General features: G+C 50.8%; 17 protein-coding genes. 10 read left to right on the top strand and 7 right to left on the bottom strand.

Going from position 1 to position 21,243, the window contains the following annotated elements; all coding sequences use genetic code 11:
• Nucleotides 1–2: 2 nt before the first annotated feature.
• Genes J1C60_RS04350 through J1C60_RS04385 form a run of 8 tightly spaced genes read left to right on the top strand, consistent with a single transcriptional unit; the run spans nucleotide 3 to nucleotide 7,501 of the window.
• Complete coding sequence (locus J1C60_RS04350) at nucleotides 3–425, top strand: acyl-CoA thioesterase (protein WP_128178393.1); 423 nt, start codon at nucleotides 3–5, stop codon at nucleotides 423–425.
• Nucleotides 422–1,027, top strand: coding sequence for an outer membrane lipoprotein carrier protein LolA (locus J1C60_RS04355; protein WP_128178394.1), 606 nt, complete (start codon nucleotides 422–424; stop codon nucleotides 1,025–1,027). Before J1C60_RS04350 ends, J1C60_RS04355 begins: the two co-directional genes overlap by 4 nt.
• Nucleotides 999–3,326 (top strand): MMPL family transporter, encoded by a 2,328-nt coding sequence (locus J1C60_RS04360; RefSeq protein ID WP_128178395.1) that lies wholly within the window; start codon nucleotides 999–1,001, stop codon nucleotides 3,324–3,326. Before J1C60_RS04355 ends, J1C60_RS04360 begins: the two co-directional genes overlap by 29 nt.
• Nucleotides 3,313–3,903, top strand: a complete 591-nt coding sequence (locus J1C60_RS04365; protein ID WP_128178396.1) for a DUF3261 domain-containing protein — start codon at nucleotides 3,313–3,315, stop codon at nucleotides 3,901–3,903. Before J1C60_RS04360 ends, J1C60_RS04365 begins: the two co-directional genes overlap by 14 nt.
• Nucleotide 3,904: 1 nt before the next feature.
• Complete coding sequence (locus J1C60_RS04370; RefSeq protein ID WP_128178397.1) at nucleotides 3,905–5,074, top strand: beta-ketoacyl-[acyl-carrier-protein] synthase family protein; 1,170 nt, start codon at nucleotides 3,905–3,907, stop codon at nucleotides 5,072–5,074.
• On the top strand, nucleotides 5,071–5,547 hold the full coding sequence (locus J1C60_RS04375; RefSeq protein WP_128178398.1) for a hotdog family protein: 477 nt from the start codon (nucleotides 5,071–5,073) through the stop codon (nucleotides 5,545–5,547). The genes J1C60_RS04370 and J1C60_RS04375 overlap by 4 nt, the downstream gene beginning before the upstream one ends.
• Nucleotides 5,544–6,275: a 3-ketoacyl-ACP reductase FabG2 gene (locus J1C60_RS04380; RefSeq protein ID WP_128178399.1), complete on the top strand. Its 732-nt coding sequence runs from the start codon at nucleotides 5,544–5,546 to the stop codon at nucleotides 6,273–6,275. The genes J1C60_RS04375 and J1C60_RS04380 overlap by 4 nt, the downstream gene beginning before the upstream one ends.
• The gene (locus J1C60_RS04385) at nucleotides 6,272–7,501 is read left to right on the top strand and encodes a beta-ketoacyl-ACP synthase (RefSeq protein ID WP_128178400.1); all 1,230 of its coding nucleotides are present in this window, start codon (nucleotides 6,272–6,274) and stop codon (nucleotides 7,499–7,501) included. The genes J1C60_RS04380 and J1C60_RS04385 overlap by 4 nt, the downstream gene beginning before the upstream one ends.
• Nucleotides 7,502–7,753: 252 nt before the next feature.
• On the opposite strand, the gene J1C60_RS04390 is transcribed toward J1C60_RS04385, so the two are convergent.
• The 3 genes from J1C60_RS04390 to J1C60_RS04400 all read right to left on the bottom strand — a co-directional run bounded on the left by J1C60_RS04390 (nucleotide 7,754) and on the right by J1C60_RS04400 (nucleotide 12,293).
• Nucleotides 7,754–8,509, bottom strand: a complete 756-nt coding sequence (locus J1C60_RS04390) for an SDR family NAD(P)-dependent oxidoreductase (protein WP_128178401.1) — start codon at nucleotides 8,507–8,509, stop codon at nucleotides 7,754–7,756.
• Between the two features lie 448 nt (nucleotides 8,510–8,957).
• Nucleotides 8,958–10,604: a class I fumarate hydratase FumA gene (gene fumA / locus J1C60_RS04395; protein WP_128178402.1), complete on the bottom strand. Its 1,647-nt coding sequence runs from the start codon at nucleotides 10,602–10,604 to the stop codon at nucleotides 8,958–8,960.
• A 177-nt stretch (nucleotides 10,605–10,781) separates the two neighbouring features.
• Nucleotides 10,782–12,293, bottom strand: a complete 1,512-nt coding sequence (locus J1C60_RS04400) for an anion permease (RefSeq protein ID WP_128178403.1) — start codon at nucleotides 12,291–12,293, stop codon at nucleotides 10,782–10,784.
• 980 nt (nucleotides 12,294–13,273) lie between these two features.
• Between J1C60_RS04400 and J1C60_RS04405 the strand changes: the two genes are divergently transcribed.
• The gene (locus tag J1C60_RS04405; protein WP_128178404.1) at nucleotides 13,274–14,239 is read left to right on the top strand and encodes an FAD:protein FMN transferase; all 966 of its coding nucleotides are present in this window, start codon (nucleotides 13,274–13,276) and stop codon (nucleotides 14,237–14,239) included.
• Between the two features lie 18 nt (nucleotides 14,240–14,257).
• Here the strand turns inward: J1C60_RS04405 and dcuR are convergent, their stop codons facing one another.
• The 4 genes from dcuR to narX form a co-directional block, all read right to left on the bottom strand.
• Nucleotides 14,258–14,974 (bottom strand): two-component system response regulator DcuR, encoded by a 717-nt coding sequence (dcuR, locus tag J1C60_RS04410; protein WP_128178405.1) that lies wholly within the window; start codon nucleotides 14,972–14,974, stop codon nucleotides 14,258–14,260.
• On the bottom strand, nucleotides 14,971–16,602 hold the full coding sequence (locus J1C60_RS04415) for a sensor histidine kinase (protein WP_128178406.1): 1,632 nt from the start codon (nucleotides 16,600–16,602) through the stop codon (nucleotides 14,971–14,973). Before J1C60_RS04415 ends, dcuR begins: the two co-directional genes overlap by 4 nt.
• Nucleotides 16,603–16,718: 116 nt before the next feature.
• Nucleotides 16,719–17,372, bottom strand: a complete 654-nt coding sequence (gene narL / locus J1C60_RS04420) for a two-component system response regulator NarL (RefSeq protein WP_128178407.1) — start codon at nucleotides 17,370–17,372, stop codon at nucleotides 16,719–16,721.
• A 7-nt stretch (nucleotides 17,373–17,379) separates the two neighbouring features.
• Nucleotides 17,380–19,155 carry a nitrate/nitrite two-component system sensor histidine kinase NarX gene (gene narX / locus J1C60_RS04425; protein WP_128178408.1) on the bottom strand — a complete coding sequence of 592 codons (1,776 nt, stop codon included), beginning with the start codon at nucleotides 19,153–19,155 and terminating at the stop codon, nucleotides 17,380–17,382.
• A 332-nt stretch (nucleotides 19,156–19,487) separates the two neighbouring features.
• Here narX and J1C60_RS04430 point away from each other — a divergent pair, with 332 nt between their 5' ends.
• Nucleotides 19,488–20,876 carry a NarK family nitrate/nitrite MFS transporter gene (locus J1C60_RS04430; RefSeq protein WP_128178409.1) on the top strand — a complete coding sequence of 463 codons (1,389 nt, stop codon included), beginning with the start codon at nucleotides 19,488–19,490 and terminating at the stop codon, nucleotides 20,874–20,876.
• Nucleotides 20,877–21,243 lie beyond the last annotated feature (367 nt).

Genomic DNA, 21,243 nt, shown 5'->3' on the forward strand with positions numbered 1-21,243 from the left:
GGATGCTTGACGATCCTCGTTTTACGGCTGACGTTGAATTAGCGGTGCCATTCCACGACGTCGATATGATGGGCGTAGTCTGGCATGGCAACTACTTCCGCTACTTTGAAATAGCGCGTGAAGCGCTGCTGAACCAGTTTAATTATGGCTACCGCCAGATGAAATCGTCTGGCTATCTCTGGCCGGTAGTCGACACGCGGATAAAATACCGCGATACGCTGACGTTTGAGCAGCGTATTCGCGTGCGTGCTCAGCTGAAAGAGTACGAAAATCGCCTGTATATCGCTTATCAAATTTTCGATGTGCTGACGGGCAAGCGTACGACGGCGGGCTATACCATTCAGGTTGCCGTGGAAGAGAAAAGCAAGGCGCTCTGTTTTATCAGCCCTCCGATCCTGTTTGAGTTACTGGGAGTAAAACCATGAGGTACTGGCCGTTAATGGCGTTATTAGTCAGCCCTTGGGTAAGTGCAGTAACGCTGGATGAAATCCAACAGCGTTTTACCGAGCAGCCGGTTATTCGGGCACATTTCGCCCAGACGCGCGCGATTAAAGATCTGCCGCAACCGTTACGCTCGCAGGGGGAGGTTTTGATTGCCCGCGATACCGGCCTGCTGTGGGATCAAACGATCCCTTTTCCGATGCGTCTGATGCTGGATGATTCGCGCATGGTACAGGTAGTGAACGGCCAGCCGCCGCAGGTTGTCACCGCGGCAAATAATCCGCAGATGTTTCAGTTTAACCATTTGCTGCGCGCGCTGTTCCAGGCCGACCGCCGCGTGCTGGAGCAAAATTTCCGCATTGATTTTCAGGATCGGGGCGAAGGCCACTGGTTTTTACGCCTGACGCCAACGACGACGCCGCTGGATAAAATTTTCACCTCAATCGATCTCGCCGGAAAAACCTATCTGGAAACGATTCAATTGCATGATAAGCAGGGCGATCGTACCGATATTACGCTTTCACAACACCGGTTAACGCCGGCCGGGCTGACCGACGATGAGCGCCAACGTTTTGCCGAACGCTAACGCCCGGCGCTTTGCGCTGTTATGGGGAGCGCTGTGCCTGGTTCTGCTGGGCACGCTGTTGGTGATGTTACCTCATGCCCGAATGAACAGCAGCGTGCTGGCGATGTTGCCTAAGCAGGCGCTGGGCGATATTCCGCCTGCGCTTAACGATGGCTTTATGCAGCGTCTGGATAAGCAGATGGTGTGGTTGGTGAGTCCGGGTAAAACCGCCGATCCCCGTGTTGCTGCATACTGGCAAACCTTGCTGCAGCACTCATCCGTGCTTAACGAGGTGAAAGGGGCAATGGACGCCAGCAGCCAGCAGGCCTGGGGAACGTTTTACTGGCAGCACCGCAATGGTCTGATCGATAGCGCGACGCGCGCACGGCTACAGCATGGCGGCGAGGCGCAGGCGCAGTGGATCTTATCGCAACTGTATTCCGCTTTTTCCGGCGTGAGTGGTAAAGAGCTGCAAAACGATCCGCTGATGCTGATGCGCGGCTCACAGCTGGCTCTGGCGCAAAACAGTCAGAAATTGCGCTTAATGGATGGCTGGCTGGTGACGCAGGATGAACAGGAGAACTACTGGTATCTGCTGCACGGTGAGCTGACGGGTGACTCTTTCGACATGCAGCAAACGCATCAGCGGGTGATGACGCTCACGGCGCTGGAAAAACAGCTACAGGCGCGCTATCCGCAGGCGCAACTGTTGTCACGCGGAACGCTGTTTTACAGTGATTATGCCAGCCAGCAGGCGAAGCGTGACGTCTCGACGCTGGGCGTTGCGACGATTCTGGGCGTGATTTTACTGATCGTGGCGGTGTTCCGTTCGCTACGCCCGCTGCTGCTCTGCCTGATCTCGATTGCCATTGGTGCGCTGGCGGGCTGCGTTGTGACGCTGTTGCTGTTTGGTGAACTGCACCTGATGACGTTAGTGATGAGCATGAGCATTATCGGCATTTCTGCGGATTACACGCTCTATTATCTGACGGAACGGATGGTGCATGGCGCGCAAGCCTCTCCCTGGCAAAGTCTGGTAAAGGTGCGCAGGGCTTTATTGCTGGCGCTGCTCACTACCGTTGTGGCGTATGCGATCATGATGCTGGCGCCTTTCCCTGGCATTCGCCAGATGGCGGTATTTGCCGCCGTAGGGTTAAGCGCTTCCTGCCTGACGGTGATTTTCTGGCATCCGTGGCTTTGTCGTGGTTTGCCGGTACGGCCGGTTCCGGCGATGGTGCTGATGTTGCGCTGGCTGGCGGCATGGCGGCGTAATAAAAAACTGATGATGGGGTTACCCGCGATACTGGCGCTGTTTTCGCTGGCCGGACTGAGCATGTTGCGTGTTGATGACGATATCTCTCAGTTGCAGGCGCTGCCGCAGACGCTGCTGGCGCAGGAAAAATCCATTACCCAGCTGACCGGACAAAGCGTCGATCAGAAGTGGTTTGTGGTTTACGGTCACTCGCCGCAGCAGACGCTGGAGCGGCTGGAGGCCTTTATCCCCGCGCTGGAGCAGGCGAAAAAAGCGGGGCTAATCGCGGGTTATCGTACCGTGCCGCTCAATTCACTGATGCGTCAGCAACAGGATATGGCCTTATTAGATGCCGCGGAACCTGTCGTTGCACAAACGCTGAAAAGCGCCGGATTGCGTGCCGTTAAGCCCGATCTGACGCCGATGTCGGTGAGCGTAGAATCCTGGCTGGCGAGCCCGGTCAGCGAAGGCTGGCGCCTGATGTGGTTGACGCTGGGCGGTGGTGAGAGTGGCGTTTTGGTACCGGTTGACGGTGTCAGTCAAAGCGCCGCGCTTAATGCACTGGCAGAAAAGCAACAAGGCGTTGCCTGGGTGGATCGTAAGCAAGCGTTTGATGCCCTGTTTGCGCTCTATCGCTCGGTGCTGACCGGTCTGTTGTTGGTGGCGTTGGCGGTTATCGCCTGTGGTGCCGTGCTTCGCCTTGGCTGGCGCAAGGGATTGGTCAGTCTGGTACCGTCGGTGCTGTCGCTGGGATGCGGACTGGCAGTCCTCAGCCTCACCGGGCACGCGGTAAATCTGTTCTCGCTGTTGGCACTGGTGCTGGTGTTGGGGATTGGCGTCAACTATACGCTGTTTTTCAGTAACGCACGTGGGACGCCGCTGACATCGCTGCTAGCGATTACGCTGGCGATGATGACTACGCTGCTGACGCTTGGCATGTTGGTATTTAGCGCCACACAGGCAATCAGCAGTTTCGGTATTGTGCTGGTCAGCGGTATTTTCACCGCTTTCCTGCTTTCACCGCTGGCGATGACGAATAAAAAAAGAAGAAACGATGATAAAGCATAATCTCTGGCGCCTTGTCGCCTTATTTATGGCTGCCCTGGTATTGACCGGATGCACCCACCCCGGAAAACCTGATGAGGTTGCCCGCCCACAGGCATGGCTGGAACCTGGCACGCGTGTGACGCTGCCTGCGCCAGGTATCACGCCTACCGTTGCCTCTCAACAGTTGTTAACCGGGACATTTAACGGCAATACGCAGTCCTTGCTGGTAATGCTGAATGCAGATGACAAGAAACTGACCCTTGCCGGACTGTCATCGGTCGGGATCCGCCTTTTTCTTATCACTTACGATGAGAAAGGGCTGCATACCGAGCAATCCATTGTTGCCCCGCAGCTTCCACCTGCCAGCCAGGTTCTGGCCGATGTGATGCTCAGTAACTGGCCTCTCGAACGCTGGCGGCCACAGCTACCGCACGGCTGGACGCTTACCGATAAGGCGGATAAGCGTGAACTGCGTAACGCCAGTGGGAAGCTGGTAACGGAAATCACCTATTTGCAGCGTAAAGGTCAGCGAGAGCCCATTAGTATTATGCAGCATGTATTTAAGTACCATATCACCATGCAATATCTGGATAACTGACATGATCTTTATTTCTGCCGTGGGCATGGTGAATGCATTGGGCAATAACGCTACAGAAATTGCGGCGAATCTGACGCGTGGACTGGCACCTGGCATGCGACTGCGCGAAGGCTGGCTGCAAGGGCACGATGCCATTATGTTGGGAAGTGTGGACGGTGAACTACCGTCCATTCCGGATGCATTCTCTGCGCACCGTACCCGCAATAATCAATTGTTGCTGGCCGCGTTAGCGCAAATTCAGCCCCAGATTGATGAGGCGATTGCCCGTTATGGTCGCGATCGTGTCGCGGTGGTGCTGGGTACCAGCACATCGGGGCTGGATGAAGGAGACCGACACGTCCAACTGACTACTCAGGGACAAAGCAGTCCCCACTGGCGTTATCCGCAGCAGGAACTGGGGGATCCGTCGCGCTTTCTTAGCCGCTGGCTGGCGCTGGAAGGACCGGCGTTTACCTTTTCGACTGCATGCTCATCCAGTGCGCGTGCCATTATCAGTGGCCGGCGTCTGATTGAGGCTGGGCTGGTGGATGTGGCGATTGTCGGCGGTGCGGACACGCTCAGTCGTATGCCGATTAACGGTTTTAATAGCCTGGAGTCACTCTCTGTGACGCGCTGTCAGCCGTTTGCGCGTGACCGCTGCGGTATCACGATTGGTGAAGCTGCGGCCCTGATGCTCCTGACCAAAGAGCCTCAAGCGATTGCTTTGCTTGGCGTAGGGGAATCGAGCGATGCCTGGCATATTTCTGCCCCGCATCCTGCAGGCGAGGGTGCCATTCGTGCGATTCAGCAGGCGCTGGCGGATGCAGGACTGCAGCCCGATGATGTTGGCTATATTAATTTGCACGGCACCGCGACCACGTTGAACGATCAAATTGAATCGAAGGTGATCCACGATCTGTTTGGCGATCGTGTGCCCTGTAGCTCCACCAAACACCTGACCGGTCATACGCTGGGGGCCGCGGGCATTACCGAAGCCGCACTGAGTGCCCTAATATTACAGCAGGATCTGCCTCTTCCCCCGCAGGACTTTAGTTTGTCGCCGTACGACGCTGCGCTGCCTGCCTGCGGCATTCTTGACACGGCACAGCCGCTGGTCAAACCGGTCATCCTCTCTAATTCATTTGCCTTTGGGGGCAATAATGCCAGCATTGTGCTGGGGAGGCAGCGATGAGCCATTATCTGGCCCCGGCGGTCTATTTGCCACATGATGCGCCTATGTTGTTACTGGAACAGGTGGTCAGCGTCGCTGAGAATACGGCCCATTGCCGGGTGACGGTCAACCGGGAGGGTGTGCTCGCCCCTTTCCTCGATGCTGAGAATAATTTACCCGGCTGGTATGCGCTGGAGCTAATGGCGCAAACCGTCGGCGTCTGGTCCGGTTGGCATCGTCATCAGCGTGGTCAGCAGAGTATTGCGCTGGGCATGGTATTGGGCGCAAGGGAGCTGATTTGTGCGTCGGGTGCGCTGCCTGCCGGTGCGACGCTGGAGATCAAGGTCACTTTGCTGATGCAGGATACGCGGTTTGGCAGTTTTGACTGTGCCATTTATACGGCAGAAGAATTATTGGCATCAGGGCGGGTAAACACCTTCCAGCCGACAGAAGAAGAGTTAACTTCGCTTTTTAATCAGGGAATTACTGTATGAGTCGTTCAGTTCTGGTCACCGGAGCCAGTAAAGGCATCGGAAGCGCCATCGCCCGCCAGCTTGCCGCTGACGGGTTTGTGGTCGGCGTACACTACCATCGCGATGAGCAGGGCGCCCAGAAAACGCTGGATGCCATCGTCAATGCGGGAGGCGCGGGGCGCCTGCTCACGTTTGATGTGGGCGATCGCCAGCAGTGCCGTGAGGTACTGGAGCAGGATATCGCCACCCACGGTGCATGGTATGGCGTGGTCAGTAACGCGGGAATTACCCGTGACGCCGCGTTTCCTGCACTGAGTGACGATGACTGGGATAGTGTGATTCATACCAATCTCGACAGTTTCTACAACGTGATTCAGCCTTGTATGATGCCGATGATCGGCGCACGTCAGGGCGGACGCATTATCACGCTGTCTTCCGTTTCCGGCATCATGGGCAACCGGGGACAGGTGAACTATAGCGCCGCCAAAGCCGGCATTATCGGGGCGACAAAAGCGCTGGCCATCGAGCTGGCGAAAAGAAAAATCACCGTTAACTGTATCGCACCAGGTCTGATTGATACCGCCATGATTGAGATGGAAGAGGCGGCATTAAAAGAAGCCATGGCGATGATTCCGATGAAGCGCATGGGGCAGGCTGAAGAAGTTGCCGGCCTTGCGAGTTATTTAATGTCTGACATTGCGGGCTATGTGACGCGTCAGGTGATTTCCATCAATGGGGGGATGTTATGACTCGTCGTGTCGTTATTACCGGTATGGGCGGCGTCACCGCGTTTGGTGAAAACTGGCTGGATGTTTCTCGTCGCCTGAAGGCTTATGAAAATGCCGTGCGCAGGATGCCTGAATGGCAGCAATATGATGGTTTGCATACGCTGCTGGGTGCGCCCATCGATCACTTTACGTTGCCGGACCATTACACGCGAAAGCGAATCCGTGCGATGGGGCGGGTGTCGCTGATGTCCACCCGGGCTACCGAGCTGGCACTGGAGCAGGCAGGATTGATCGATGATCCGATATTAACCAACGGGGAAACCGGTATTGCTTACGGTTCGTCAACCGGCAGCACGGGGCCCGTCAGCGATTTCGCCACGATGCTAACCGAAAAGCACACGAATAATATTACCGCGACGACCTATGTGCAGATGATGCCGCACACTACGGCGGTCAATACCGGACTGTTTTTTGGCCTGCGTGGTCGCGTGATCCCAACCTCCAGCGCCTGTACCTCGGGGAGCCAGGCGATTGGTTATGCCTGGGAAGCGATTCGTCATGGTTATCAGACGGTGATGGTGGCTGGCGGCGCTGAAGAGCTCTGCCCTTCAGAAGCGGCGGTGTTCGATACATTGTTTGCGACCAGCCAGCGTAACGATGCACCCCGCACCGCACCTGCACCGTTTGACAGCCAGCGCGATGGTTTGGTCATCGGCGAAGGCGCCGGGACACTGATTCTTGAAGAGCTGGAGCATGCCAGAGCGCGTGGCGCGACCATTTATGGTGAGATCGTGGGGTTTGCCACTAACTGCGATGCGGCACATATCACCCAACCGCAGCGCGAAACCATGCAGGTGTGCATGGAGCAATCCCTGAAGATTGCCGGGTTACGCCCTCAAGATATCGGCTATATTTCCGCACATGGCACCGCTACACAGCGGGGAGATGTGGCTGAAAGCCAGGCAACGGCGGCTATTTATGGCGATCGTGTGCCTATCTCTTCACTGAAAAGCTATCTGGGACATACGCTTGGTGCCTGTGGTGCGCTGGAGGCCTGGATGAGCTTGCAAATGATGCGCGAAGGGTGGTTTGCACCGACGCTGAATTTGACGAACCCTGATGAGGAGTGCGGCGCGCTGGATTATATTATGGGCGAGGCGCGGCACATTGACTGTGAGTATTTACAGAGCAACAATTTTGCTTTTGGCGGCATCAATACCTCTATTATTATCAAGCGCCAGCTGTAATAGAGCGGATAGAGGTATTTGTGCGAGTGAATATTTACCATGTCAGGTGGTTTGAGCGTCTCACTCGCTGATTACGGCCTCATCCCCGTTATAAGCGTGTTACAGGCGATATTTTGTCAGACCGCTGTAAAGCTTTCGCGTTATTCGTGAAGCTAATCTCAAATGGGTTAAAATAGCGGCGGATGTCTGTATGCGAATGATGTATCTCCAGGACTGGCGGTACATCATTCGCGTATTCTCATCACTGGAAAGTTAGATAGATTGCCCGCCTGAAACTTCAATACGTTGTGCTGTTACCCAGCGATTCTCATCACGTAATAAACAGGCGATCATTGGACCAATATCGTCAGGAAGCCCCGCACGACCTAAAGCAGTTAATGCGGCAAAATGTGCGTTAACATCCGCGTTGTCTCGCACCAGCCCACCACCAAAATCAGTTTCGATCGCGCCTGGCGCGACGGTATTCACAGTAATGCCGCGCGGTCCCAGTTCTCGTGCCATGTACACACTGAGCGTTTCTACAGCGGCTTTAGCCGCAGAGTACGCGGAAAAACCGGGGAAAGAAATACGCGTCAGGCCGGTGGAGAAATTGATGATTTTTCCACCGTTTACCAGTAATGGTAGAAGTGCCTGTACGAGGAAAAATACCCCTTTGACATGAACATCGAATAAACCGTCAAACTGTGCTTCAGTCGTTTCTGCAAACGGGGAAAATTCGCCATGGCCTGCATTGTTGATCAAGTGATCGAACGTATCTCGCTGCCATATTTCAGACAGTTTAGCGTGCAAGTTTTCTGTGAAGGCGGGGAAGGTGGCAATTTTTGCGGTATCAAGCTGAAGAGCGACAGCCTTACGTCCCAGAGCCTGAATTTCAGTGACGACTTCTTCTGCTTGCCGGGCATTTCCCCGGTAGGTGACGATAACGTCTCCCCCCTGGTGCGCGATAGCAAGAGCCGTATTGCGGCCGAGACCACGATTGGCTCCGGTTACCAGTGCTATTTTATTCATAATATTTCCTCTCAGGTTGTTGGACAGTATTACGATAAGATGGGTTGCTTGACATGCATTGCGTAAGCTCTTGTTATTTATTGCCAGCTTCCAGTGCTCTGGCTCTATTCAGCGTGTTACGGTCTAATTTAAGTCTAAATATTGCCCGAATTGATACCCTGCATATCACTTTATTGGATATTTGCTGACGTTACGCCGACGCATGCGATCTTGCTACAGTGCGGATCCTCTCGTGTGTTCTCCATCCGGAGAGCGAACGAGCGGCACCACGGCCGTTTTTTGCTGCGGTTTTTACTGTTGCCAGAGAAATGTTGCGGTGTAGTGTGAGGATGAGCCGTGAAGATGGCAGGGAAAGGAAAAATGAATACGCCCTCTCGTATTATCCGAAAGGGCGTCAGAACGATGGCACTGTAGCATGTCACAGTGTGAATGCCAGGCTGCTATACCATTATTTCACACAGCGCGCGCATTGATTAAGATGGATGGCTTCGAAGAAATCGTTGCCTTTATCGTCCACCAAAATAAAGGCCGGGAAGTTTTCGACTTCGATTTTCCAGATCGCTTCCATCCCCAGTTCCGGGTATTCAACACACTCAAGACTCTTGATGCTTTGCTGTGCCAGTACCGCCGCCGGGCCACCAATACTGCCCAGATAGAAGCCACCGTGCTTATGGCATGCATCGGTTACTTGCTTACTGCGGTTGCCTTTGGCCAGCATAATCATACTGCCGCCGTTTTCCTGCAACTGGTCAACGTAGGAATCCATTCGTCCTGCGGTCGTTGGCCCCAGCGAGCCGGAGGCATAACCCTCTGGTGTTTTTGCCGGCCCCGCATAATACACCGGATGATCCTTAATATATTGCGGCAGGCCTTCACCGTTATCGATACGCTCTTTTAACTTCGCATGGGCAATATCGCGCGCCACAATAATGGTACCGGTCAGTGATAAACGCGTTGAAACGGGGTGCTGTGACAGCTGGGCGAGAATCTCTTTCATTGGGCGGTTCAGGTCGACCTGCACCACCTCACCTTCGCCCTGCTGGCGCAGTGCGGCAGGAATGTACTGGCCAGGATTCTCTTCCAGTTTTTCAATCCAGATGCCATCGCGGTTAATTTTCGCCTTTATATTGCGGTCCGCCGAGCAGGAAACACCCATGCCGATTGGGCAGGATGCGCCGTGACGTGGTAAACGAATCACTCGGATGTCATGCGCAAAGTATTTGCCGCCAAATTGCGCGCCCAGTCCGAGGTTCTGCGCTTCCACCAGCAGTTCCTGTTCCAGTTGAACATCGCGGAATGCCTGGCCGTGCTCGTTACCTTCTGTTGGCAGCTCGTCGTAATAGTGCGTTGAGGCCAGTTTAACCGTCTTCAGGGTGCTTTCTGCCGAGGTACCGCCGATGACAAAGGCGATATGATAGGGTGGGCAGGCTGCGGTGCCCAGGGTGCGCATTTTTTCCGTTAAATACGTTTTTAATTTGCCGGGACTCAGCAGCGCTTTGGTTTCCTGATAGAGATAGGTTTTGTTGGCCGAACCACCGCCTTTGGCGATGCAGAGGAATTTGTATTCATCGCCGTCTACGCTGTAGAGATCGATTTGTGCTGGTAAATTGGTGCCAGTGTTCACTTCTTTATACATATCCAGCGCGGCGTTCTGGGAGTAGCGCAGGTTGTCTTCAATATAGGTGTTATAAACACCCTGTGACAACGCGGCTTCATCTCCACCGCCTGTCCAGACTCGCTGGCCTTTTTTGCCCATAATGATGGCGGTGCCGGTATCCTGACAGGTTGGCAAAATGCCTTTAGCCGCAATTTCCGAGTTTCTCAGAAATTGTAAGGCAACGTACCGGTCATTTTCACTGGCCTCAGGATCATCCAGTATTGCGGCAACCTGGCGCTGATGCGCAGGGCGTAGCATAAATGACGCATCGTGGAAGGCTTGCTGCGCCAGCAATGTCAGCGCTTTAGGATCGACTTTTAATACTTCCTGCCCATCGAAGTTGGAGACGGAAACATAATCCCGACTCAACAGGTAATATTCGGTATCCTCATGGGCGAGAGGAAAGGGATTCTGATAATAAAAAGGTTTATTCGACATTTTCTCTCACTTAATCACATGTTACCTGGCACCTTTGCTCGCCGATACTGGCAACATCACTGGCGATATTATGCGTTTTCTAACCTTGCCCGTTTTCAGGAAAAACGGGCAAGGAAATGAATGGTATAATATAAGCGCTTTATCTGCAGGTTTCTTCGTGCCAAATCTGCGTATTAATTAGAAAATCATCACCATCCATGGATAGCCGACAACCAGTAACGCGATAAGGAAGATTGCGCCGAAAATAGTTCCTAATCGCCAGTAATCCGCAGTGGGCAGGTAACCGCTGCCATAATAAATAGGGCTGGGGCCCGTTCCGTAAGGGGTGATAATTCCCATGATCCCCAGCGAGGTGACCATCATTAGACAGAATACTTGCATGTTTATGCCGGGAATGGTCGACGCAATGGTAAGCATTGCGGGTAACAGTGCAGTGGTATGTGCGGTAGTACTGGCAAATAAATAGTGCAGCAGGAAGAACGCGACCAGCAGCAGGATGGTGGCCATTTCTGGTGAGATGCCGCTGAGCAGAGCTCCGCCTTCTTTGCCCAACCAGGCGATAAATCCAACGCGTGATAAGCCGTCTGCCAGCGCAACAAGGGTGGCAAACCAGGCAAAGGTGTTCCAGGCCGCTTTGTTGCCGGTAATATCTTTCCATTCGAGCACACCTGTCCATAGCATCAGAACGATTACCAACAGGGCTGCCAAAGCCGGCTCGATCCAGGCGGTAGCAAAAATCCACATTAATAGCGCAGCGCAGACAAACACTAAAAGCAGAATCTCATTGCGTGATAACTTGCCTAATTTCTCCAGCTCCTGGCGAGCCCAGCGAGGCACTTCGTCGTTAATTTTGACCTCGGGTGGATAGAGCCAGTAGACCATCAATGGCATGGTCAAAATGAGTAATACGCCGAGTGGCAGGAAGGCGATAAACCAATTACCCCATGAAATATCAATGCCGACGATGCTTTTTACCAGCGCCAGCGCGAGCAAATTTGGCGCAAGTGCGGAGAGAAACATGGAGCTGGTGATACAGGCCGCGGTGATCGCTATCCACATCAGATAAGAGCCAATTTTACGTGCACTCGGGTCGTTTGGTTTAGAACCATATAATGGAGGCAGGTTAGCTATAATCGGATAGATAGTTCCCCCACTGCGTGCGGTATTTGAAGGGGTGAACGGTGCCAGCAGGAGATCGGCAAAGGTGATGGCATAGCCAAGCGTCAGGCTGCGACGGCCCAGGTATTTCACCAAAATCAGTGCCAGACGGCGACCAAACTGGGTTTTATCGTAGCCCGCAGCAAACATAAAGGCGCCAAAAATCAGCCATACCGTAGAATTACCGAATCCACTCACTGCCCATTGGAAAGACTGGGACGCAAGCTTGAATTTGGGCGCGGCCATCTCCGCCGGACTAAACAAAAGCCACTGGCTACAGAGTGCGATGACCACGACACCCGTTAGGCCAATCACTGCACCGGGCAGCGGTTCAAAGATCAAACCGACAATGACTCCCACAAAGATGGCAAAGAAATGCCAGGCATAAGGTTCTAATCCTGCGGGTACCGGCACTAATAGCAGCAAAACGGCAACCAGTACGGGTAAGATCATAAATAATAGATGATTTTTTTTTCCTGCGGAGGCCGTTGCGGTCTGAGCGGGAGAGGTTATAGCTGATATCGCTTTCATAGTGTTTGTCTGCAAGTTATTAAGAGTTTTTATACCCGTCATCCCGACCATAGTTTCAGGTACTCTGCGATTACCGTTGCCGTGCTGGTGAAAATTTAATTACTGAAAGAGATAGGGGGCCAGATAAGGCAATTTTTTAAACCGTCTTATTTTGGCGGTGCTAAACATGCTTCCAGCATCTTTTTTAGGCTGTCATCATTTTCGGATACTTGGCCCAGTTTTAGGGATGTATATTTCTATAATGCGATTTTTAGGGTTATTACCTTTGATCTTTATCAATAAATAAAAAGGCTTTTTTCATTTAAAAATAAGACAGGTTCCATGAGGCGGGATGGCTTATTAAATAGGGCGATAGTGGCCTTTTTAAGGTGTAACATCCTGTTGTAGGGGGCTTTGTGACGGTTTATTGACAGTTTAAATATCGTGTAAATAAAGCGTTAATTATTTTTTTAAATTTAACATTGTCAGGGTTAATTATTTTTAAGTTGAATGGAATGGTTCATTTATTGGGTCGGTTACCGCGAAATTAAGTATTTTGTTATATTGAAAATATGATGTTAATCACAAATGGAAAATGATAAGTAATATCGGCATCTAATGGATGTCAACCTGATGCTTTTATTATTTTTGCGGTTATGTCGCCGAACAGATAGTCGACATGGTAATCAAATCAAGTCATTTTCCGCAAAGCACGGTGAATATGTTGGGTAGAATATCTGTAGGCAGGTGAGGCCGTTCCTGTAGAGTCTCCACTGTGCGGCGAATGTCATTGCGGATGAGGTTATACTCATCAGGCTTCAAGTTGTAGGTTTGCTGACTCATGGTACATTTCTGTGCCTGACCTTGCGAAGGGGGATGGTCAATAGCATTCAGATCTGTTCCTGAGCGATTTGTCAGTTGTCACCCACGCCGGGCAACTCGGTCAGGAGCGAATGGTTTTTGCACAAATTTGCATATATTTCTGATACAGGTGCAGTTTTATGCCAGATGAAGAAGGTATTTATACGTATTCTGCAGTATTGATGGGATCCCCCATTCTGCTCAGGTTATTTGAACATAATCAGGATCTGGCCTCTCGTGTTTTCAGGCTGATTAAACAACAGGAAAATATTTTTACGGTTAATCGCCCACACTCTGAAGTGATGGCGATTAATCATGCTGCAGGTCGCCATGCTGTGGAGGTCAGTCCGCAGGTGTTTTACCTGATCAAACGCGCCAAAGCCGTGAGTATGCTGAAGGATAGCTGCTTTAATCTTGCTATCGGCCCGCTAGTTAAGCGCTGGAAGATTGGATTTCAGGGTAATCGTGTTCCACCTGACGAAGAATTGCAGGCTCTGCTGGCGCTAACCGATCCTGGCCTCGTCATTCTTAATGAGCAGGACCGTTCGGTGATGCTTGAGAAAGCCGGTATGGAAATTGACCTGGGTGCCATTGCGAAAGGTTATATTGCTGATGTCGTGCGCGACTATCTGCAGCAACAGCATATTGAACATGCACTGATCAACTTGGGCGGCAACGTGCAAACTCTCGGCGTTCCTGATAGCAGTGGACAGCAGCACTGGGCTATTGGTCTGAAAGCCCCTTTTTCCTCTCCCGATGCCCTGATTGGTGTGATCAACGTAAATAATAAGTCCGTTGTGACATCCGGCATATACGAGCGCTACTTTGAACTGGATGGACGGCGTTATCACCATATTCTTGATAGCAAAAGCGGTTATCCCCTGGATAATGAACTACTGAGCGTTACCGTTATTTCTACGCATTCTATCGATGGGGATATCTTTACAACACTGCTGTATGGCATGGGTGTTGAAAAAGGGCTTCGCTATCTCGCTGGACTACCGGAGATTGAAGCCATTTTTGTCACCAAAGATCGCCAGGTTATCTTTTCCTCGCAGCACCAGTTTTCGTTTACTTTGATAGATAACCGCTACCACATGGCCTGATGTTGTTTTCTGACCGGTTCACTGGCAATACTGTTTGAGCAGCGCAGTGTGTTCTGCCTGCAGACGGTAGCGATATACCGGCCTGCCCGTCACTCCATAATGAATTGAGGTAAAAAGGATCTGACACTGCGCCAACCAGATAAGATATTTACGGCAGGATACCCGCGAAATATTTACGGCGGCGGCAAGTTCATCCGTTGAAAATTCAGCGCCGGGATGTGCATCAATCCACTGGCAAAGCGTACGTAATGTTTGCGGCGTTAATCCCTTAGGGAGCCGCTGAGTATCCGCGGTGGCCGGAGAGCTGTGCAACAGCATATCCAAATCGGCTTGCTGGTAATATTGCTGTTTATCCATCAGTGACTTTTTTTGTAGCCATCCGGTAAGCGCTTCTTCAAAGCGGGAGAACTGGAACGGCTTTATCAGATAATCCACAACGCCGTAATGCAGGGACTCTTTGATAGTTGTGACATCCGCCGCTGATGAAATGACGATCACGTCGATTGGGCGTTTTGCATGACGTAACTCGGGAAGCAGATCCAATCCGTTATCCTGTTGCATATAAACATCCAGCAAGATCAGATCAATCGGTTGCTGATTATGCAGAACGCAGTCTTTAGCCTGCTGCAGTGTAGCGGCGATGCCACAGCAGGTAAATCCAGGGATTTGGCCGACATAGCAGCGGTTGAGTTCCGCAACCATAGCGTCATCATCGACGACTAACACATTGATCATACGCTTATGTTTCCTCCGTCCCAGGGATGTTGTACAAAAAATTGGGTATATACACCAGGTTCGGACTCTACTACGATTTTGCCGCCAAGACTCTGGATTTGCTGTTTGGTAAGAAATAAACCCATGCCTCGCTGCTCTCCCTTCGATGAAAACCCCTTTTTAAATATTGCATCAAGATGCTCCGCGGGTATTCCGGGGCCATCATCACTGACTTCACAGGCCAGCCAGCCATTATGGTAATGCAGCAAGATGTTGACCTCACCCCCTGACTGTTTCTCCATGGCATCCAGTGCGTTCTCGATCAAATTACCTAAAATGGTGATGAGCGCGGCGACCTGCTTTTCGTTGCCGTTATCGGGTAAGAAACTGTCGTCGCTGAGCGTCAGCTGGTAGCCTTTATCCGCAGCAAGGTTAATTTTGCTCAATAGAAAACCGGCGATTATCGGCGATTTAATTTTCCCCAGTAGTGAGCCAATTTCTGTCTGATAATTATTGGCTGTTTTAATAATATAATCTTCAAGTTGCACATAGCTTTTCATATGTAGCAAGCCCAAAATGACATGCAGCTTGTTCATAAATTCATGAGAGCGCTCACGTAATGCATCGGCATAATTGACCATGCCGGTTAAGCGCTGCATCAGTTGGCTGACCTCTGTTTTATCCCTGAAGGTGCAAATCGCGCCAATAAGAGTGGTATTGCTGCGGACCGGTACGGTATTGATGAGGAGTGAGCGGCCATTAAAATGAATCTCCTCATCCCGTCGGGGAACACCGGTTTGCAGTACTTCACGCAGGTTGAAGATCAGCTGCCCGGCCCCATTAATATCTTCAATGTTCTCGCAGTTTACTCTATCGATTTCTGAAAAAAGATGCCGGGCTTCTTGATTAATCAACGTGATCTGCGCCTGATGATCGATTGCTATCACCCCTTCTTTAATCGATTGCAACATCGCTTGTCGCTGTTCGAATAATGTCGATATTTCATAAGGTTCAAGCCCAAAAAGTATTCGTTTTAACATTTTTACCAGGCCGATCGTTCCCAGGGCTCCAACCAGTGCGCCAAATAAAACCGTCCAGAAAATACTCCAGCGGCTTTGATTTATTTGCTGTGCCACTGCGCTCAGCGAAATGCCGATGGCGACCACACCGATTTGCCGATGCTGTTGGTTATATACCGGAGTAAAAACGCGAAGTGCCTCTGCCAGTACCCCATGGTTTATGGCGACATTCTCTTGGCCGTGTAACGCCGGGTTGATATCTTCCCCGATAAATCGCTGATTAATGATGCTCTGCTGCGGGTGAGAGTAACGAATACCTTGCATATTAGTGACAACCACAAATAGCAAGTCATTGCTCTGCTGAACCGCAGAGGCAATCGGCTGAATAATATTACTGGTGGGCGGTAGGGTTAGGCCGCGTTGGATTTCGGGTGAGGCGGCCAGTGTCCGGGCGACGGCGAGGCCTTTATTTTTAACACCCTCTTGCGTGGTATGACTGATTTGAAAGAAATAGAGAATATGGACAACGAGCAGCACGGAGATAATCACCGTGCTGACCATCAGGGTGACGGAGGTGCTGAGTTTCATGGGGCGCTTGCGCGCCGGATAATGTTGCTGTGAATTGTTCACGAGCACTCCACAAAAAGAGCAAAGACACATTATCACGACGATCGGGGGAGATATGCAAAAAAACACATCGCATGCTGAAGCTGTACCTGTTTTACTCGTGGAACGATCGCGGCTTTTTATGCTTCACCGTTGTGTTGTAAAACCCAAATGGCGGCTTCTACCCGTGATTTTAACTTCAGCTTTTTCAACATATGTTTTACATGTACTTTTACTGTACTTTCCGTAATGGTCAAACGGCGAGCGATTACCTTGTTGGTCATTCCCTGAGCGATAAGCTTTAAAATATCCCTTTCCCGACGAGTTAGTTGCTGAATATCACGTTCTTCAGCCGGACGGTTTTCTCGCAGATTTGAGACAAGGATCGGCGTTAGCGCCTCACTTAACACCAACTGTCCCAGCGCAGCCTGGTGCAGTGATTTCAACAACTCTTCGGGTTCCATATCTTTCAGTAGATAACCATCCGCACCAAGTTTTAGCGCATTAACTACATCATCTTCATGGTTTGATACGCTAAAGATCACAATACGCCCGGAAAGTGCCGTCGCACGCAGTCGCTCCAGAGTTTCCAACCCATTGATTCCTGGCATATTCAGATCGAGCAAAATCAGATCGGGATCGTACTGCTCGGCCAGGGCGACGCCTTGTTCACCATTACTGGCTTCTGCGATCAGCTGTAAACAGTTATCCATACCGATAAGTTGTTTAACACCGTTTCGCAGCATAGGGTGATCGTCAATCAGTAATATAGTGGCGACTTCATCTGTCATCATTTTTCTCTTAATCGATATCTTGGTTGGCCGGGCGGAAAGTTACCCGGACTTCGGTGCCGCCATTTTCACGCGGTAAAATATCGCACCGTCCATGTAAACTTCTGGCGCGATCGCGCATGATGATTAAACCGTAGTGATCGGGTCGTTCCGCGTTATCGGGCAGGCCACGCCCGTTATCCGTCACGCTTAATGTGACTTCCCCTTGGTATGCAGTAACCTGAATGTGCACCTGGCTGGCATTGGCGTGTTTGTGAATATTACTCAGTGCCTCACGGGCGATCTGCAACAGGTGAATCGCCTGCCAGGGAGCAACAGTTCGCGGATTCAATTGATACTCCAGTTCGACATTAACGCCGAGGCGTAGGCTGAATTCTTGCGTGGTGGATTGCAATGCCGGCAGTAATCCGGGTTCGGTTAAACGTAGTCGAAAAGTGGTCAATAATTCTCGTAGCTGACGGTAGGCTACGTTGAGCTCCTCCCGCATCTGGTTTATCAGTTCAAGACTCTGTGGCGGTAGGTTAATTTTCTGCATTTGCAGGCAACTCACCTGGATTTTCAGACAAGAGAGCGACTGAGCAATTGAATCATGCAGCTCGCGAGCGATGGCTGCCCGCTCTTCCATCAACATTAGCTGTTGCTGATGATCAACCTGCTGCTCAAGAGCAAGCATACTGGTTAATTGTTCTACCAGCATGCGGAGTAGCTGATAGTGCTCTTCTTTCAGTTGTCGTACAGGTTGGGCCAGCAATACGCCATAATTGCCTAGTTTATCACTCAGAGGAAGGCTAATTGAGGCTGGCATATCCTCGGCTATGCGATCCTGTGTTACAGGATACGGTGTGATATCCGTCTCCTCAGACTCGGTTATTTCAGCCTGACCGCTAAGCTGTAAAAATTGCTGTTCCAGATTATTTTCATAGAGTCTGACATCGATGGCGCGCAGGGGGAGTAAATTCTGTAATTCATTAAGCAGCGGGGTCAAACGTTGTTCAATTGGATCGCCGGTATGGAGCTGCTGGCTGGAATGATAAAGAAAATGAAGTACCTGGTTTTTCCGTTCTAAATCCGCTGTTTTTTCCTTGACGCGTTTTTCCAGCCCGGCGTACATCACTGATAGCTCGCCCGACATGCTATTCAGGGCTTCGCCTAATACGCTCATTTCATCCAGACGACGGTTGGTGACAAAACGTTGACTAAAATCGCCATGACCGACAGCGTGTGCCAGCCTTATTAACTGCCGCCAGGGCTGTAATAACCGTCGCCGAAACCAGATAAACGTACTGATAAGTAAACAAATGATGAGAAAAATAAAGCTGCCCTGCACAAGTGACATACGGAATAAACGGTTTTCAGTTTGTCGATCGACTTGTGCAACCAGGGTATCCAGCATAGTGACAAAACTGGCAACTTCATCTGCCGCCTGGACTGGTGATTGCGCGCGGCGTAACATCGGCTGCAGGTTTTGCTGCCATTCGTCCTGAAGCACCTTTAACTGAAGCGTAAGGCTGCCCTGGCTGACCGTTTTTTGTAAACGGGCATTATGCACATCGCTATCCAGTTTCCTGATGAGATCCTCATGGCTGGAATTTAGCGGCACCTGCGCTAAAAGCCGATAACTTTGCATACGTAATGAACCCGCGACGTTGATTGCATGTGCGTTTCCCTGAATGCTTTGTGCCATCCATGCAGAAATGCTCATACCGCCAATACCTAGCGAACCCAGCATTAATAGCGCGCATGCAAGTTGGTTAACGAGGGATAGCGGAGCCAATAGGCGTGTCATGGGCGGGTGCTCCTGAGTGAGTAATAAAGCTGATGTCAGTGTGAATATCGCCATTATTGTGAGGTATTTTTCATTATCCATCGTGATAGAAATATACCCATAAAGGATTAATCACTAATTTCCTCCTCACATGATCTAGCGCAGTTATGTGTATTTTCAATAATTAACTTAATGATTTTAATGAGTTTTACTGTGTAGTTGTGGCTACTTCTTAATGGGTGGAAGGTCATGTAAGTTGATACCCTCATCTGCATTATGGTTGATTTATGTCAACTCTACTGCTGAGAGGGATACATAGGGTGGGGGGAGTGTTATTTATATCAGGGAAAAATATGTCACAGCTCACCTCTCCAATCGCCAAAAAAACAGGTGCAGTAATTCGGGACTGGCAACCTGAAAATCCGGAATTTTGGCAGCAGCGCGGCAAGCGTATTGCCAGCCGTAATCTGTGGATTTCTGTATTCTGTTTACTACTCGCCTTTTGTGTCTGGATGTTATTTAGTGCCGTTGCGGTAAATTTGAATAAAGTGGGTTTCAATTTTACTACCGATCAACTGTTCTTGTTGACCGCGCTACCTTCCGTTTCCGGGGCGATTCTCCGCGTACCTTACTCTTTTGTTATTCCTATATTTGGAGGACGACGCTGGACCGCTTTCAGTACCTGTTTCTTACTCATTCCCTGCATTTGGCTGGGTTTTGCGGTACAGGATACTCGCACAACGTTTAATACTTTCGTCATAATTTCACTCTTATGCGGTTTTGCTGGCGCTAACTTCGCCTCGAGTATGGGGAATATCAGCTTCTTCTACCCCAAAGCTCATCAGGGAGGGGCGTTGGGTATTAACGGTGGTCTTGGCAATATGGGCGTGAGTGTGATGCAGTTATTTGCACCGCTGGCGATCTCTTTTGCCATTTTTGGCTTTTTCGGCGGCTCCGGACAAACGCTTGCCGATGGTAGTCATATGTGGCTGGAAAATGCAGCGTGGATTTGGGTTCCGTTTCTATTCGTTGCTACGCTGGCTGCCTGGTTCGGTATGAACGATCTTTCTGCATCTAAGGCCTCGCTTCGACAGCAATTGCCGGTACTCAAACGCCTCCATTTGTGGATTATGAGTCTGCTTTACCTGGCCACTTTTGGTTCATTCATCGGTTTTTCCGCCGGCTTTGCCATGTTATCCAGGACGCAGTTCCCCGATGTAGTGATTTTGCACTATGCATTCTTTGGTCCTTTGCTTGGCGCTCTGGCCCGCTCGGCGGGGGGCATATTATCTGATAAGTTTGGTGGCGTGAAAGTGACGCTCATTAACTTCATTGTTATGGCCATCTTTACTGCACTAATCTTTTTTACGCTACCGGGGAACGGCCAGGAAGGGTCTTTTATCGCTTTCTTTGGTGTCTTTATGGTGCTGTTTTTGACTGCGGGAATGGGAAGTGGATCGACCTACCAAATGATCGCGGTTATCTTCAGAAAAATTACGCTTGAACGTGCAAAAGGTCGCGGCGCCAGTGATGAGGCTGCGCAGAGCGAAGCGGTGACCGATACCGCTGCGGCTTTGGGCTTTATCTCAGCCATTGGTGCGGCGGGAGGATTTTTCATTCCCCAGACCTTTGGTACTTCACTGGCACTGACCGGTTCACCTGCCGGTGCAATGAAGGTGTTCCTGGTATTTTATATCTTGTGTATCGCCATCACTTGGCTGGTTTACGGCCGTAAAAAATAACACCCGTCGCTATTAAAAATGCCCCTATTAAAAGGGGCATTTTTGTTTCATACCACCCTCGCTACATTCCTTCAGTAACCCCGTGGCTATTTATCGTGCGATTGCGTTTATCAGTAGCTTGAAAAGCGTCGACTCGCGCAATTTAACCGGCCTCCGTTGAGTTACTACCCCTAAATATCTGCTATGCCATTACTCGTCATATCGCTTAGGTTGTTTTTTGAATTTTACTTTGTTTTTCAGTTAGTTGTTGGCATTTACTTTATTTATACTTTAGTGGTAGTTATTGGTTGTATCCACAACCTGTCGACGCGTTCTCTTGATCGCAATCAATCTGCAGCACCGGACGCCTCAGTAGGCTTAGTTCACA

Origin of the sequence: [Pantoea] beijingensis (assembly GCF_022647505.1) — a bacterium.
In the GTDB taxonomy this organism is placed as follows: Bacteria; Pseudomonadota; Gammaproteobacteria; order Enterobacterales; family Enterobacteriaceae; genus Erwinia; species Erwinia beijingensis.